Below are 15,953 nucleotides of genomic sequence, written 5' to 3' on the forward strand. Positions count from 1 at the left end.
GGCACCGCCCGCGCCCCGGTACGGCACGACACCGCCCGCGCCCGCCCCGGGCGCCCCGCCTCAGGCGACCGGCTGGGCGATGCCGCTGTGCAGGGTCCGCCGGGCGCCGCGCACCGCGTCGTTCAGGTGCGCGACCAGCCGGGCCACCGCCGCGTAGAGCTGCCGTACCGGCTCCAGGCGCTCCAGCCGCGGTGCCAGGGCCGAGAGGGTGATGGCCAGCGCGACGCCCGCCCAGGCCAGGGGGCCGAGCGGGGTGCAGCCGAAGAAGTGGCTGACCCCGGGCGTCTGGACGAGCGCGGCGAGCACGGCGGCGGAGCCCAGGGCGGTGGTCCACACCAGCGGGCTGTGGCGCCGGCCGGACAGGGTCTGCACCAGTTGAGCGCCGACCACGCCGCACAGGGCCATGGTGGTGGCCCGCCGGTGGGTGCCGGGCGTGAGGCGGCCGAACAGGTAGGCGGCGACGGCGCCCAGGCAGGTGGTGACGCCCCGGCGCCGGATGGCACGCAGCAGGGGCACACCGAGGACCTCGAGGTTCATCGGACCGTTCGCCGCCGGGTCCGCCGTCGAGGGGTCGTCGCTCGGTGTCACGGCCACCGCCATGGCGGGGAACATGTCCGTGAGCAGGTTCACCAGCAGCAGCTGACGCGTCGACAGCGGCGAGGAGCCCGCCAGCAGCGTCCCGAGGACGCTGAAGCCGACCTCGCCCGCGTTGCCGCCGATGAGGATGCTCACGGCGTCGGCGACGCTCCGCCACAGGGCCCTGCCCTCGGCGATCGCGTCGACCAGCACGGACAGGTCGCCGGTGGTCACCACCAGGTCGGCGGCGTTGCGGGCGGCCGCCGACCCGCGCGCCTCGATGCCGACGCCCACGTCGGCGGCCCGGATGGCCGCGGCGTCGTTGGCACCGTCACCCGCCATCGCCACCACCTTGCCGGCCTGTTGCAGCGCCTCCACCACGTGCAGCTTCTGCTCCGGGGCGACCCGGGCGACGATGCCCGCCCCGTGCAGGGCGCGGGCCCGGTCGCGGCGGCCCATGGCGACCAGCTCGTCACCGGTGACCACCTCGGAGTCCTCCGGCCAGCCCAGTTGCAGCGCGATGGCGCGCGCCGTCTCGGGGTGGTCGCCGGTGAGCATGACGGGCACGATGCCGGCGCGGCGCAGCTCCGCCAGGAGGGTGCGCGAGGTGTCGCGCGGGACGTCCGCCAGGGCGACGAACCCGCGGAACTCCAGGTCGCCCAGGGGCGCGTCGAGTGCGGCGTCCGCGCCGGCGGCCGGGCACGGCCGGGCCGCGACGGCGAGGACGCGCAGCCCCTGCCCGGCCAGCTCCTGTGCCGCCCCGCTCACGTGCCCGGGGAGGTCGCGGCAGGCGGGCAGGATCGTCTCCGGGGCGCCCTTGACCACGAGGAGCTCCTCGGCCTCCCCGTCGCGGCCCACCGCCGCGGCGTATCCACGGCGGGCCTCGAAGGGCAGCTCGGCGACCGCCGACCAGGCCTCGTCGGGCGGGGCGGCGTCGAGCACCGCCTCGTCGGTCGCGTGGGCGATGCGCCGTCCCTCGCCCGTCTCCTCGCGCGGGCAGGCGCGCGCGGCCAGACGTACGACGGGTACGGCCGCCTCGGCGTCCGGTTCGTGGACGGTGCCGTCGGCGGCGGCCACCCGGACCAGCCGGAGCCGGTTCTCGGTGAGCGTGCCGGTCTTGTCGAAGCAGACGGTGTCGACCCGGCCGAGCGCCTCCAGCGTGCGCGGACTGCGCACCAGCACCCCGCGCCGGGACAGCCGGCGGGCGGCGGCCATCTGCGCGACGGTCGCGACGAGCGGCAGCCCCTCGGGCACGGCGGCCACGGCGACCGCGACGCCGCCGCTGACGGCGCGCCGGACGGGGCTGCCGCGCAGCAGGGAGAGTCCCGTGACCAGGGCGCCGCCGGTGAGGGTCACCGGGAGGGCCTTGCGGGTCAGTTCCTGGAGCCGCGCCTGCACCCCGGCCGGCGGCGGCGTGCGGGCCGCGAGCGTGACGGCGCGCCCCGCCTCGGTCTGGTCGCCGGTGTTCACGACGAGCGCGGTCGCCGTCCCGGCCACGACGGTGGTGCCCTCGAAGACCATGCACGAGCGCTGGGCGACCGGAGCGCCGGGTGTGGCGTCGACCGCCTTGGTGGCCGGCAACGACTCACCTGTCAGGGCCGACTCGTCGACCTCGAGCCCGTCGGCCTCCAGAAGCCGCGCGTCGGCGGGTACGACGTCACCCGTGGCCAGCCCGATCTCGTCACCGGGCCGCAGCCGGGCCGCGTCGACGGTGACCGTGCGCCGTCGCCCCTCCTGCCGGCGCGCCTTGGGCTGTTGCCGGGACGCCAGGCGGGCGAGGGCCTGCTCGGCGCGCATCCGCTGGAGGCCGCCCGCGACCGCGTTGAGGTCCATCGCCCCGACCACGAGCATCGCGTCGACGACCGAACCGAGCAGCGCGGAGGCCACCGCGCCGGTGGCCAGGACCGGCGTCAGCGGATCGTCGAGCTCCCGGCGTACGGCGTCGGCGGCCCGCCACGTCCAGCGCGCCGGTGCCGCGGCCGGGGTGCCCAGGACCCGCGCCGCCTGCCGCCGGGAACGCTCCGTCAGCAGGGCGAACCCGCGGGGCTCGGCGTCCGAGCGGGTGCGGGCCAGCCGGCTCCGGGCCTCGTCGGGCTCCAGGGCGTGCCACGGGACGTGCAGCCGTGGCCGGGGCGGCGTGGCGGCGGCGATCCGGGCGGCTTCGAGGCATCCGGTGAGCAGCGCGACCGCGGCGGCGATGTTCACCGGGGCGTGCCGGGTGAGCGGCGGCCCGGCCGGCAGTTTCGGCGGCCGGCCGCCCCTGGCCACCATCAGCCCCGACAGGGCGGCCCCGGCGCGCGCCAGGGCCTGCGAGCGGCGGCCGACGCGGCGGGCCGCCGGGACGGCCGCCAACAGGCGCCACACGTCGGGCAGACCGCCGGGCGCGAGTGCGTCGGCGCCCCAGGCGACGGCCGCCCCCTCGTCGGAGAGGGCGATGGCCACGTCACCCGCGGTCAGTCCCGCCGTGTCCTCCGGGCGCGTCCCGTCCGGGCGGGCGACGGTGACCACGCAGTGCCCCTCGTCCTGGAGCGCCCGTACGACGTCGCCCATGGGCCGGTCCGCCGGGGCGACTTCGTCGGCGAGGCGCGTGATGTCCTTCAGGTCGCTGCCGCCCGTGATCACCACGTGCAGCCCGGCCCGGCGGGCCGCGTCGAGGACGGCCTCGGCGAAGGGGTGGACCCGATCGTCGGCGGTGTCGGCGGAAGTGTCGCCGGCGGTGTCCGAGGACCGCGCGTCGCGCAGGACGGCGGCGTGCAGGACGAGCGAGTCGGCGATCTCCAGCTGGCCGAGGCGCTCGCCGCTGCGCACGAGGACCCCGGAGCGGGCGAGGAGGGTCCCGAGGGTGGCGTTGAAGGCGGTCGGACCGTAGCGGGCCGCCTTGGGCGAGCCGGCCAGCACCGCTTCGGCCGCCTCCGCCGCGTCGTGCGTCACCAGGAAGGCGGCCGCGGCGCCGGCCAGGCTGCCGGTGCCGGCGTTCGCCGCGTACGCCTTGGCGGGTGTGACCCGAAGCGGTGGCCGGGTGCCCGTGGGGGAGGGGAGGCTGACGCGCCCGGGGTGGCACAGTTCGTCGTGCGCGCGCTCGAAGGCGGCGGTTCTGGCCACCGCTTCGGTCAGTTGCGCGGTCCTCAGCAGTCCGTCGAGCACCAGCGCCGCCGGTGACTGCCCGGCGCCGTGCGCGGCGGCGTTGGCGGCGGCGAGGGCGAGCTCCCGGCCCGTGCGGCCGAGCCGCTTGCGCAACAGCGCCCGGAACCGGGGGTTCTCCCGCAGCAGGCTGACACCGGCGGTGAGCATCTTCGGGGCGGGCGGCAGGCGCAGCGACCGGCCGGCGACGGCCACGGCCGCGCCCGCGGTGTCCATCAGCAGGGCGGCACCGGCGATCCGCACCTCGCGGGGGTCGCCCGGATGGACCGCGTCCTCCTCGCCGTCCGGTTCGGCGGCCACCGTCAGGCCCCGTGCGCGGGCGATCTCCAGGGCCCGTGCGGTCACCCGGTCGGCGGCCGCCTCCTCGACGGCGGTCACCACCAGACGGGCGAGCCCCTCGTCCCAGTGGGCCGCCACCACGTCCGGGTGTTCGAGGAGCTGCGCGACCAGCTCGCGGGCGAGCGCGCGGGTCTCGCCGCGGGGCAGGCGCAGGGCCAGGTGGACCCGGTGACCGCCGCGCCAGTGGACGTCGGTGTCCAGGGCGTTCCGCGCGACGTGCCCGATGCGGTACGCCGTCGCGCAGGCGGCGGTCACGCCCTGGACGGTGGAACGCGCGGCGCCGGTGGCCGCCCCCGCCACGGCTCCCGCGAGGGGCGACACGTCGAGGAGTGCGAGCATCTTCGGCGGCCCCGGCTCAGCCGGAGTGCCGGGCACGGCCCGCGCCCCGGTCGTGGCCGCCCGTCCGGCCCCCGCCGTCCCGGCCGCCGCTCCCGCCGCCGGCCCGCTCCGGTTCCGTACGGTCCTGGGCGGACCGTGGTCCGTCGTGGTGGACGGTGGCTTCCGCGACCTGCTTGAGCGCCGACGCGGTCGTGGTGTCCCCGACCTTCGCCGGCTGCTCGTGGACGTGGCGCTCGGGGCGGTCGTGGCGGAAGTGGGAGGCCGCCAGCTTGTCGCCGGCTCCGTAGCGCTCCGCCAGGGCGGCGTCGGGAGCCGCACCCGTACCGCCCGGTTCCCCGGCGGCGTCCCGGCCCGCCCCGCCGGCCGCCCACGGGCCGCCCTCGCGGGCGGCCCCGTCGTCGGCGCCCCGCCCCGGCCGGGTCAGCCACGCGACCGCGGCGCCGGTGAGGGCGACCGGCTACTCCACCAGCCCGGCCACGCCGAGCACCCCGGCCCCGGCGTACACCGCGATCCGGCGGCTGCGCGGCGAGACCGCCTCGAGCCGGTCCAGCGCACCGGCGGCCGCCTTCCCCACCTGCCCGGCTCCGGGGATGCGGAGCAGGCCCGAGGCCACCGCCCGCAACGGCTGGGGCAGATCCGACGTACCCGTCCCGGTAGTCCCGGCCTCGCTCATAGCGACCTCCACCCGCACGCGTGCGTGTCCGTGTTTTCCGTGTCCGTGTCCCTGTCCGTGGCCGAGGGCCCCGGGGCGCCTCGCCCTTCCCGCCCCATCCTCGGCTCTCGGCGGGGAAGTCGCTCCTTTTGTCCTCGCTCGTACGGCCGCCGGAATCCTCGGCCCCGGAAGGCCCGCACGCAGCCCTCGCGTGTTACCCGTTGGTAAGCAATGATGGCGGGCAACCATCCACACGGCCGGGGGCTGAGGTAGCGGTGACGACTTTCGAGGAACGGACCACGGTGCACGCCTTCGGGGACGACGCCCTGGGGGAGCACGACGCCGTCGGTCTCGCCGGGGCCGTCCGGCGGGGTGAGGTGAGCGCCGCCGAGGTCGCCCGGGACGCGGCCGCGCGGGTACGGGCGGTCGAGGCGAGGCTCAACGCGGTGCAGGTGCACATCGACGACCCGGCTCCCGAGCCCGGGGCGGGCGGCGCCCTCGCCGGGGTGCCGACCTTCGTCAAGGACAACACCGACTTCCTGGGGCTGCCCACCGGGCACGGCAGCGCGGCCTTCACCCCGAGGGGCGCGCGCCGGCACGCGCCGTTCACCCGGCAGTTCCTGAGCAGCGGCGTCACGGTGCTCGGCAAGACCCGGCTGCCCGAGTTCGGGTTCAGCCCGACCACCGAGTTCGAGGCCGCCGAACCGGTCCGCAACCCGTGGAACACCGGCTTCTCGGCGGGCGGTTCGTCCGGCGGCAGCGCGGCGCTCGTCGCCGCCGGGGCGGTGCCCGTCGCGCACGCGAACGACGGCGGCGGTTCGATCCGGATCCCCGCGGCCTGTTGCGGTCTCGTCGGCCTGAAGCCGACGCGGGGCCGGGTCGTGCCCAACGCCCAGAGCCGCCAGCTGCCGGTCGACATCGTCTCCGACGGCGTCCTGAGCCGTTCCGTGCGGGACACCGCCGCGTTCCTCGCCGCCGCCGAGACGTACTGGCGCAACCCGAAGCTCCCGCCGCTCGGCCTGGTCGAAGGCCCCGCGAAGCGGCGGCTGCGCGTCGGGCTCCTCATCGACTCGCCCAACGGCGTCCGCACCGACGACGCCACCCGGGCGGCGGTCACGGACACCGCGGTCGCGCTCGAACGGCTCGGCCACACCGTGCACCCGGTGGAGCTGGCCATCGACCCCCGCTTCACCGACGACTTCCTCACCTACTGGGGAATGCTGTCGTTCCTCCTCGGTATCACCGGCCGGTCCTTCGGCCCGGACTTCGACCGGCGGCGCATGGACGGCCTCAGCCGGGGCCTGCGGGAGGCGTACCTGCGGAACTGGCGGCGCACACCGGGGGTGCTGCGCAGGCTGAAGCGTACGACCGCGGGGTACGCGGCGGCGTTCCGCGGCCTCGACGTCGTCCTTACGCCCGTGCTCGCCCACACCACGCCGCCGATCGGTCACCTCGGCCCGGCCGTCCCCTACCCCACGCTGATCGAACGGATCCTCGCGTACGTGGCGTTCACGCCGGTCAACAACGTCGTCGGCAACCCGTCGCTCTCCCTGCCGGCCGCGAGCGGTACGGAGGACGGACTGCCCATCGGCGTCATGTTCTCCGGCCGCCCAGGGAGTGAACGAACGCTGCTGGAGCTGGCGTTCGAGCTGGAGGCGGACCGGCCCTTCCGGCGTATCCAGGACCTCTGACCTCGCCGGGGAGCGGGGCCGGGCGGTGGGGCCGCGCGGCCGTCCCGGCCGTCCTCCGCGGGCCGCGGGTCCCGCGGACCGCGGGTCACAACCAGCCGGACCGCTGCGCCTGCAGGGCCATCTGGAACCGGTTCGCGGCACCGAGACGGGCCATCAGGACCTGGAGGCGGCGGTAGAGCGTCCGGCGGCTGACGCCCATCTCGCGAGCGATGACCTCGTCGGTCGCACCGCCCGCGAGCAGCCACAGCAGACGGCGGTCGGCGGGAGCCAGGCCGCTGTGGCGCGTGGTGCGGCCGTGGAACGGCAGGGCGTTCAGCCAGGACTGCTCGAACAGCGCCACCAGCGCGGAGAGCAGACCGCACGGCTGCACCACCAGCATGCTGTTGTGCACGTCGGCCTCCTTGATCGACAGCGACACGAGCGCGTAGGCCTCGTCGATGATCACCAGCTTGACCGGCACCGACGGCAGCACCCTGGCCTGTTCGCCCGCCTCCACGCACGGCTCGATCGTCTCCCGCAGATGACCCGGGTGCTCCAGCGACGCCCGCGAGTACACCACGCGCTGTGTCACCCCGCGGGCGAGCGTCGCCAGCGCCTCCTCGGTGGCACCGGGCAGGGGGAAGTAGGGCGGTGACTCGAACTGCCGGATCTGCTCCCGGGCGCTGGCCCACGCGTGGCGCATCCGGTGGCCCACCGCCTCCCCGGTGACGACCTCGACGAGACCGTCGTTGTACGCGGCCAGCCGCTGCCGCCGGAACTGCTCGAAGGCACCCCCGACGGCGACCCGCGACTCCTCCAGCTCGGCCGCCCGGCGCCGGGCGAGCACCTCCAGCCCCGCGGTGGGCGGGACCGGGGCCACCACGTCCGCCCCCGCCTCCGCGGCACTGGCCAGTCCGGCGTCCACCAGCTCGGCGTACGCCGCCGCCAGCTCGGCACCGGTCAGGCCCACCTCGGCGCCGATCGCGCCCAGCGGAGCGGGCGCCCGCTCCAGCAGCGCCACGTAGACCCGGCGCGCGGTCCCGCCGACACCCAGCAGCCGAAGGGCCTCGGCGAGTTTCGCGTTCGTCATGCGACGCATTATCGACGGCTCCCGCCCCACCGCCGTGGCCGATCGGTGCCACTGGCACGACCCGGCCCCCGGCGCGCCCGCCACGGGCTACCGTCCGGGTCGGGCAGCCCGAGAAGACCGAAGTGCGAAGACCGAAGCGCGAAGACCGAAGCCGAGAAGAAGGAGCACATCGTGGCGAAGGGCCGGAAGAACGGTCTGTACGCAGGGATCTCCGACGAACTGTCCGCCCTGATGCGTACCGGATGGGCCGACACCGAACAGCACGACCTGAAGCCCGGCGAACAGGCCCCCTACGCGGCACACCGCCGCGCCGCGCTGTCCGCGCGCTTCCCCGGCGAACGCCTCGTGGTTCCCTCGGGCAACCTCAAGGTCCGCTCCAACGACGACACCTACCCCTTCCGCCCGTACTCCGGCTACGTGCACATGACCGGGGACCAGGCCAGGGACGGCGCCCTCGTCCTCGAACCCCGCGCGGACGGCGGCCACGACGCCTACTGCTACCAACTGCCGCGCGACAGCAGGGGCGACGACGAGTTCTGGACGGGCCCCACGGCGGAGTTGTGGATGGGCCGTCGCCGCTCGCTCGCCGAGGCCGAGCGCGTACTGGGCCTGCCGTGCCGCGACGTCCGCACGGCCGCCCGCGACCTAACCGCCGCCCCCGCCGCCCCCACCCGGATCGTCCGGGGCGTCGACCCGGCGCTGGAGGCGGCCGTCACCACCGACGAGACCCGCGACCAGGAACTCGACGAGGCGCTCAGCGATCTCCGGCTCGTCAAGGACGCGTGGGAACTGGCCCAGATGCGCCAGGCGGTGGACTCCACCGTCCGCGGCTTCACCGACGCGATCGGGGAGCTGTCCCGGGCGGTCGCGACCTCCGAGCGCTGGATCGAGGGCACCTTCTTCCGCCGGGCGCGCCTGGAGGGCAACTCCGTCGGCTACGGCACCATCTGCGCCGCCGGCGAGCACGCCACGATCATGCACTGGACGGACAACGACGGCCCCGTACGCCCCGGTGACCTGCTCCTGCTCGACGCCGGGGTGGAGACGCGCACCCTCTACACCGCCGACGTCACCCGCACGCTTCCCGTCAGCGGCACCTTCACCCCCGTCCAGCGCACCGTCTACGACGCGGTGTACGAGGCGCAGGAGGCGGGCATGGCGGCCGTCAAACCGGGCGCCCGGTACCGCGACTTCCACGAGGCGGCCCAGCGCCACCTGGCGGCACGGCTCGTCGAGTGGGGCTTCCTCCCGGGCCCCGCCGACCGGGCGTACGAACTGGGCCTCCAGCGCCGGTTCACCATGGCCGGCACCGGCCACATGCTGGGCCTGGACGTCCACGACTGCGCGCACGCCCGCAACGAGGAGTACGTCGACGGCGTGCTGGAACCGGGCATGGTGCTCACCGTCGAACCCGGCCTGTACTTCCAGCCGGACGACCTCACGGTGCCCGAGGAGTGGCGCGGCATCGGCGTCCGCATCGAGGACGACCTGGTCGTCACCGCCGGCGGACACGAGAACCTGTCGGCGGGGCTGCCGCGCTCGGCGGACGACGTCGAGGCGTGGATGGCCCGGTTCGCCGGCTGACTCCAGCCGGCCGCAACGGCCCGCGCCGGCAGGGGTGTTGCCGGCCTTTTCCCGCGGCGGCAGACATGCGCCGCGGGGATGGCGGGCACACGGGGCGTGTGGAGACCCTCGACGAAACGCCTCCTCGCACGCCGGCGCCGGTCCGCCGCCGACGGCTGCCCCGGTGGACGCTCACCGTCCCCGCGGTGCTGCTGACCCTCGTCCTGCTCTGGGCGCTCGCGGGACGCTTCAGCCTCCTGCCCGGCGTGGGCGACCTCTTCGGTGAGGAGACGCACGACCGCTCCGGCCCCGCCCTGCTCAAGTCCATCCAGGACATGAGCCGTTACGAGGGCGCCGCCGGGAACTTCCAGGTCGTCGTCGACCTGGAGAAGGACGCCAAGTTCCTCCCGGACGCCATCCGCGGCACGCGCACCCTGTACGTCGGCGCCGGCACCGTGAGCGCCTACGTGGACCTCGGCCGCACCGGCCCCGGCAGCGTCACCGTCGACGAGGCGCGCACCGCGGTCACCGTGCGCCTGCCCCACGCCCGGCTCGGCGCCCCGGCACTGGACCCGGAGCGCTCGTACGCCGTGTCGAAGCAGCGGGGGCTGCTCGACCGGCTCGGCGACCTGTTCTCGGACAACCCCGCCAGCGAGCGCGCCGTCCACCAGCTGGCCTCGCAGCGCATCGGCGAGGCGGCGAAGGACAGCGGCCTGACCGCCCGGGCGGAGAAGAACACCGCCACCATGCTGGAGGGGCTGCTGCGTTCGCTCGGGTTCCGCAGCGTGGACGTGGTGTACGCGTAGCGCGGTGCGCCCCGCCTCGTGCCGTCGCCGTCAGTGGCCCCTGCGCACCCGGGCGGCCTTGCGCGCCTCCGCCGTCCGGCGTGCCTCGGCGGCCCTGCGGGACTCCTTCGGGGCGCGGCCCTCGCGTGAGCCGAGGCCCCGGAAGGGCGCGCCGGTGCTCTTGCCCTTCCCGGCCGTCGCCGGGGCCCGCTTGGCGCCGGTGAGGGCGGACAGCTTCGCCTCGCCGGACCGCACCTGCGTTTCCACCGGCCGGACACCGGCCTCGGACAGCACGCGGTTCACCTCCCGGCGCTGAGCCGGGGTGACCAGGGTGACGACGCTGCCGGACGCGCCCGCGCGCGCCGTGCGGCCGCCGCGGTGCAGGTAGTCCTTGGCGTCGGCGGGAGGGTCGACGTTGACGACGAGGTCGAGGTCGTCGACGTGGATGCCACGGGCCGCCACGTTGGTGGCCACCAGCACGGTGACGTCGCCGTTCCTGAACTGGGCCAGCGTGTGGGAGCGCTGCGGCTGGGACTTCCCGCTGTGCAGCGCGGCGGCGCGCAGACCACTGGCCCGCAGGTGCCGGGTGAACTGGTCCACGCCGTGCTTGGTGTCCAGGAACATCAGCACCCGGCCGTCACGGGCGGCGATCTCGGTGGCGGTGGCGTACCGGTCGGCCGGGTGCACGTGCAGCACATGGTGCTCCATCGTGGTGACGACGTCCTCGGGGCGGTCGACCGAGGCGAGCACTGGGTCGTCGAGGTAGCGCGTGACGAGTCCCTCGACGTCACGGTCGAGGGTGGCCGAGAACAGCATCCGCTGCCCGTCGGGGCCCACCCGGTCCAGCAGGTCCGTCACCTGGGGCAGGAACCCCATGTCGCACATCTGGTCCGCCTCGTCCAGCACCGTGATCCGCACCGCGTCCAGCAGACAGTCCCGGCGCTCCACCAGGTCCGCCAGCCGTCCCGGAGTGGCGACCACCAGCTCCGCGCCTGCCTTGAGCTCGGCGGCCTGCCGCCCGATCGACATTCCGCCCACCACGGTCGCCGTCCGGAGCCCCAGGGCCCGCGCGTAGGGCGCGAGGGCGTCGCCCACCTGCTGCGCGAGCTCCCGGGTCGGGACCAGGACCAGCGCCAGGGGCCGCTTGGAGCCGGCGCGCCGGCCCGCCGTGCGGGCGAGCAGCGCCAGCCCGAACGCGAGGGTCTTGCCCGACCCGGTCCGCGCCCGGGCGAGGACGTCACGGCCCGCCAGGGCGTTCGGCAGCGTGGCCGCCTGGACGGGGAACGGCTCGCGCACCCCGAGGCCGGTCATCGTCGTGACCAGCACCGGCGGCAGGCCGAGCTCGGCGAAGGAGGCGACGGGCGGCAGCCCCGGCTCCGCTGGCCCGGCCGACGGCTTCGTGTTCATGGAACCCTTCCTGGTACGGCGCCCGGAACGAACCGGGGCCCGTACCTCTCCTCGGTACGGGCCCCGGCCACGACGACGCGTGCCCCCGATTTTACCAGCCGGCGAGGTACGCCCCCGGCGCCGCCCGGACCGGGTGACCGGCCGGCTACCCGGCGTCCGGCCCCGTGCGCAGCTGGAGGACGGCGAGGTGCAGATCCTTCACGGCCAGCTGCGCCGCCTCGCGGTCCTCGCCGCGGTCCAGCGCCTCCAGCGCCGCGGCGGCCGCGGTGCGCACCGCGTGCGGCAGACCGTCGTCCGCGGAGATCCGGTAGGCGACCGTACGCCGTGCCGAGCGCTCCCCGGCGGAGACCCCGCCACCGGTCAGCGGGAAGACGGCGGCCCCGTACGTCGCGATGCCCAGGAGCACCGCCTGCGCCAGGCCCTCGGCGTACCCCTGGTCGTGGGCGTCCTTCGCGGCGCGGTCGAAGCCGGCGAACACCCGTCGGCGGATCACCACCGAGCCGGCGAGGACGCCCGCGCCGGTCACGGCACCGGCGAGCACCGCGACGAACGGCCCGCTCACCATCAGGCCGCACAGAGCGGCCAGCACACCGCCGGCCAGCGTGAGTTCCACGGAGACGAGCAGGTGTACGCGGGCGACGGCGCGGGTGTTCATGCCGCGCATTATGCCGACCGGCGGTGGCGGCGGGCCGTGATCGGCGTACCCATAGGGTGCTCCCATGCCTGCTTCGCTCAGTTCCACGAAAACCGCCGCCGCGCTGCGCACCTCGGCGCGCGTCTGTCTCGAATCGCTGCTGGTCCTCCTGGCGGTGTCGGTCGCCCTGTGGCTGCTGGGACGGATGTGGTCGGTCGTCTGGCCTCTCATAGTGGGCCTGTTCATCACCACCCTGACCTGGCCCGTGGCCCGCTTCCTGCGCCGGCACGGGTGGCCCCCGGCCCTGGCCGCGTCGGCGGTGACCGTGCTGTTCCTGCTCGCGGTCACGGGCATCGTGGCGCTGATCGCCGTCCCGGTGGCCTCGCAGTCCGGCGAGTTGACCGACGGTGTGGTCGAAGGCATCCAGCGGGTGCGCGAATGGGCGGCCGGGCCGCCGCTGAACATCGGTGACGACCAGATCACCGGGGCCCTCGACACGGCCGTCGCCCGCATCCAGGACAGCATCGGCAGCATGGTCACCGCCGTGGTCACGGGGGTGAGCACCGTGGTCAACGGTGTGGTCACCGCCGTCCTGGCGCTCTTCCTGATGTTCTTCTTCCTCAAGGACGGCCCGCGCTTCCTGCCCTGGCTGACCCGTCAGCTGCCCGGCCGGCTGGCCACCGACGTCCCCGTGGTGGCGGAGCGCGGCTGGGAGACGCTCGGGGCGTTCGTCCGCTCCCAGGCGTTCGTCGGTCTGCTCGACGCCGTCCTGATCGGCATCGGCCTGTGGGTCCTCGACGTACCGCTGGTGCTGCCGCTCGCGGTGCTGACCTTCGTGTCCGCGTTCGTACCGATCGTGGGTGCCCTGTTCGCCGGTCTGGTCGCGGTGCTCATCGCCCTGGTCTACAACGGCCTGACGGACGCGCTCATCGTGCTGGCGCTCATCGTGGTGGTCCAGCAGCTCGAGGGCAACGTGTTCCAGCCCATGATCCAGAGCCGGGGGCTCGGCCTGCACGCCGCGGTCGTCCTCCTGGCGGTCACCCTCGGCGGAAGCCTGGCCGGCATCGTCGGCAGCCTCCTCGCCGTACCGGCGGCCGCGCTGGTCGCCGTGGTGTGGAACTACCTGCGCGAGCAGCTGGCCGACCCCTCGCCGGAACCGGAGGCCGACGGAACACCCTCCGGCGCGGCCGTCCCCTCCTAGGGCGCGCTGCGGGAGTCCTGGTCGGGAACGCCTACGGACGGGGGGCCGCGCGGCGAGCCTCACCCCGGCGGGCGGCGGCGGGTGCAGGATCGGTGCGAGAACGGTGCGCACCGGCCGTACCGGCCGTCGGACCGTGCCCGTCGCGCCGGAGGAGGATCCGCCGTGGAACAGCCCGACCCTTCGCACCCCGCCGGTGAGGACACCGGTGACGGCCGCTACGGCGAGGCGGTGTTCCCGGCGGAGCGGCCGGGCGAGGACGAACGGATCGACCTCGGCGCCCTCGCCTACGACACGACCACCTTCGCACGGCTCGCCGCGCTCGGGGCCGGACCCGGGTGGCGCTGCCTGGACGTGGGGGCCGGTACGGGAACGGTGGCCCGCGGGCTCCTGGAGGGGCTCGGTGTCACGTCCGTCCTCGCCGTCGACCGTGACGTGCGGTTCCTCGCCGCCCGGCCCGTACCGGGGCTCACCGTGAGGGAGGCGGACGTCACCGACCCGGGCTTCGGCGCCGGGCGCTTCCACCTCGTCCACGCACGGTTCGTCCTGATGCACCTGCCCGAGCGGCGGCGCCTCATCGGGCGGCTGAGTGAACTGCTCGCCCCCGGCGGGGTGCTGGTCCTCAGCGACGCCGCCGACCTGACCTCCGCGGGGGCGGCGGACACCCCGTACACGCGGGTGATGCGGGCGATGTGGCAGGGCCTGAGGGACACCATCGGGACGGACGTCACCTGGGTGCCCGGATACCCCCGTCTGCTGCGCGAAGCCGGACTCACCTCCGTGGCGGCGGAGGTGTACGTCCCTCCGCTGCTGCCCGGCAGCGCCATCAGCCGGTTCTGGGCCGACACGTGGCACCGCGCCCGGGAGGCGATCACGGCGACCGGCCTCGTCGACGACGCGACGGTCGAGGAGGCCGTCCGCTGCCTGGAGTCACCGGACTGCGCCGAGCTGTCCCCGGGGATGCTCACCGCCTGGGGCCGCCGCCCGGGTCCGGCTCATACCCCGACGACCTTGGACTTCGCGGACAACTCGTAGACCAGGGTGATCGTCCGGTGGCCGCCCGGCGGCAGGAGGACGTCCCAGCGGACGAGGCCCTCGGCGTCGACCGGGCCGGGCGGCGGCGAGCAGGCGTCCTCGCGGACCCGTACCTCCACCGCCGCGACCTCGGAGACCGGGATCCGCTCCCGCACCACGACCGTGCGCCCCGCCTGCTCCCCGGGCGCGGAGAACCGGGACAGGTGCAGCCGGACGGTCCGGGTGACCACGGTCCGCTGGGAGAGCCCCGCGACGTCACGGGACTCCTCGGTCTCCCGGACCACCCGGTGGTCGTCGCAACTGCCGAAGGCGAGCTCGACGGGCGCGCCGGGCGCGGTGAAGTCCAGCGTGGAGCGGCCGCCGAACCCGCCGCCGCGGACCAGGTCCACGGGCCCGGCGAGCAGGGCGTGGCCCGACCGGTTGTCGCACCGCACCACCCGGGTGACCAGCGGTGACAGTTCGGGCGTACAGGCGTACTCGCTGCGGGCCTCCGTGGTGAAGGCGGACAGCGGCACCCGGTGCGCGCGTCCGTCCGCGCGTACCGAGACCGGCGCGGGGGAGTGCAGCACCCGGGCCTCGCCGCCGTCGTCCACCCCGGGCAGGCCCTGCACCGGGGCGGGGCCCAGGTCGCCGATCTCCTCCTCGCGCAACTCGACGTGCACGGTGCGGCGTTCCTCGGGGGAGCGGTCCTCGAGCGTCAGCCGGTCCTCGCCCAGCCGCGGGGGCTCGGTGGCCGACGCCGAGCGGGCGGTCGACAGCGTCAGCCGTACGTCCGACCAGTCCTCGCCGGTGCGCTGCCAGACCATCGCGTCGGTCTCCAGCGTCAACGAGTCCCCGTCGAGCACGGCACGGTACGCGGGCCGCCACAGCGCGCACGGGGTGAGGTGGGTCAGCCGCAGCCCGGCCCGCCCGGCCTCCGCCGCGTCCACGGTCAGCTCGATGTGGCCGACCAGCTCGGCCGGCTGCTCCTCGGCATCGTCCAACGCCCGCCGGGAGGCGCCCAGTTCGGCGTCGAGAGCGGCCAGGCGGGCCTCCGCGGCGCGGAGTCGCTCGCCGTACGTGTCGCGTTCCCCGTCCAGCCGGTCCAGTTCACCGGACCAGCGGGCCCCTTCGGTCTCCCCGGAGCCGGCACCCTCACCGATCTCCCGCAGCAGGTCGGCGGTCAGGCGGCCGAGCAGCCCGAGGCGGGTGCGCAGCCGGTCGCGCCGCTGCTCCAGGACGAGCCGCTCCTCCTCCAGACCGTGCACGCGCCGGCGCAGCGCGGAGTCGGCGGCGGACGGCAGCGGCCCGCGCGGCGTCCAGGTGCGGACGATCCGCACGTCGAGCACGGTCGCGGGGTGACCGCCGGTCAGCTCGGCGTGCAGGCTGCGGTCGACGGCGAGCGCGCCGACCGGTCCGAGCCGCAGCCGCTGGACGCCGGCGGCCAGGTCGAGCACGGTGGTCCGCTCGACGTGGGCGCGGTCCTCCAGGCAGGTGACGGCGGTGACGGGGAGGGCGATCGGCTCGGGTGCCGTGGGCATGACG

11 protein-coding genes are annotated in these 15,953 nt (G+C 75.6%); 5 read left to right on the top strand and 6 right to left on the bottom strand.

What is annotated here, in order from left to right; translation table 11 throughout:
* Positions 1–60: 60 nt before the first annotated feature.
* Positions 61–4,395, bottom strand: a complete 4,335-nt coding sequence (locus EIZ62_RS29585; RefSeq protein ID WP_156696658.1) for a cation-translocating P-type ATPase — start codon at positions 4,393–4,395, stop codon at positions 61–63.
* A 457-nt stretch (positions 4,396–4,852) separates the two neighbouring features.
* Complete coding sequence (locus EIZ62_RS32865) at positions 4,853–5,068, bottom strand: hypothetical protein (RefSeq protein ID WP_341873989.1); 216 nt, start codon at positions 5,066–5,068, stop codon at positions 4,853–4,855.
* 254 nt (positions 5,069–5,322) lie between these two features.
* Here EIZ62_RS32865 and EIZ62_RS29595 point away from each other — a divergent pair, with 254 nt between their 5' ends.
* Complete coding sequence (locus tag EIZ62_RS29595) at positions 5,323–6,738, top strand: amidase (protein WP_156695728.1); 1,416 nt, start codon at positions 5,323–5,325, stop codon at positions 6,736–6,738.
* An 85-nt stretch (positions 6,739–6,823) separates the two neighbouring features.
* On the opposite strand, the gene EIZ62_RS29600 is transcribed toward EIZ62_RS29595, so the two are convergent.
* On the bottom strand, positions 6,824–7,807 hold the full coding sequence (locus EIZ62_RS29600; RefSeq protein ID WP_208828096.1) for a helix-turn-helix domain-containing protein: 984 nt from the start codon (positions 7,805–7,807) through the stop codon (positions 6,824–6,826).
* Positions 7,808–7,978: 171 nt separating this feature from the next.
* Between EIZ62_RS29600 and EIZ62_RS29605 the strand changes: the two genes are divergently transcribed.
* Both EIZ62_RS29605 and EIZ62_RS29610 read left to right on the top strand, forming a co-directional pair.
* Positions 7,979–9,391 (top strand): aminopeptidase P family protein, encoded by a 1,413-nt coding sequence (locus EIZ62_RS29605; protein WP_156695730.1) that lies wholly within the window; start codon positions 7,979–7,981, stop codon positions 9,389–9,391.
* Between the two features lie 98 nt (positions 9,392–9,489).
* A complete protein-coding gene (locus tag EIZ62_RS29610; protein WP_244376017.1) occupies positions 9,490–10,176 on the top strand; it encodes a DUF4230 domain-containing protein in 687 nt (228 codons plus the stop codon).
* A gap of 30 nt (positions 10,177–10,206) precedes the next feature.
* Here EIZ62_RS29610 and EIZ62_RS29615 read toward each other — a convergent pair whose 3' ends face one another.
* Positions 10,207–11,562 (bottom strand): DEAD/DEAH box helicase, encoded by a 1,356-nt coding sequence (locus EIZ62_RS29615; RefSeq protein WP_156695732.1) that lies wholly within the window; start codon positions 11,560–11,562, stop codon positions 10,207–10,209.
* 145 nt (positions 11,563–11,707) lie between these two features.
* Entirely contained in the window at positions 11,708–12,217 is a 510-nt protein-coding gene (locus tag EIZ62_RS29620) for a hypothetical protein (RefSeq protein ID WP_156695733.1), read from the bottom strand.
* Positions 12,218–12,281: 64 nt separating this feature from the next.
* Here EIZ62_RS29620 and EIZ62_RS29625 point away from each other — a divergent pair, with 64 nt between their 5' ends.
* Both EIZ62_RS29625 and EIZ62_RS29630 read left to right on the top strand, forming a co-directional pair.
* Positions 12,282–13,397, top strand: coding sequence for an AI-2E family transporter (locus EIZ62_RS29625; protein WP_156695734.1), 1,116 nt, complete (start codon positions 12,282–12,284; stop codon positions 13,395–13,397).
* Positions 13,398–13,559: 162 nt separating this feature from the next.
* Positions 13,560–14,429 (top strand): class I SAM-dependent methyltransferase, encoded by an 870-nt coding sequence (locus EIZ62_RS29630; protein WP_156695735.1) that lies wholly within the window; start codon positions 13,560–13,562, stop codon positions 14,427–14,429.
* Here EIZ62_RS29630 and EIZ62_RS29635 read toward each other — a convergent pair.
* Complete coding sequence (locus EIZ62_RS29635; RefSeq protein WP_156695736.1) at positions 14,390–15,949, bottom strand: DUF4139 domain-containing protein; 1,560 nt, start codon at positions 15,947–15,949, stop codon at positions 14,390–14,392. The genes EIZ62_RS29630 and EIZ62_RS29635 overlap by 40 nt on opposite strands.
* Positions 15,950–15,953 lie beyond the last annotated feature (4 nt).

The organism is Streptomyces ficellus, assembly GCF_009739905.1.
In the GTDB taxonomy this organism is placed as follows: Bacteria; Actinomycetota; Actinomycetes; order Streptomycetales; family Streptomycetaceae; genus Streptomyces; species Streptomyces ficellus_A.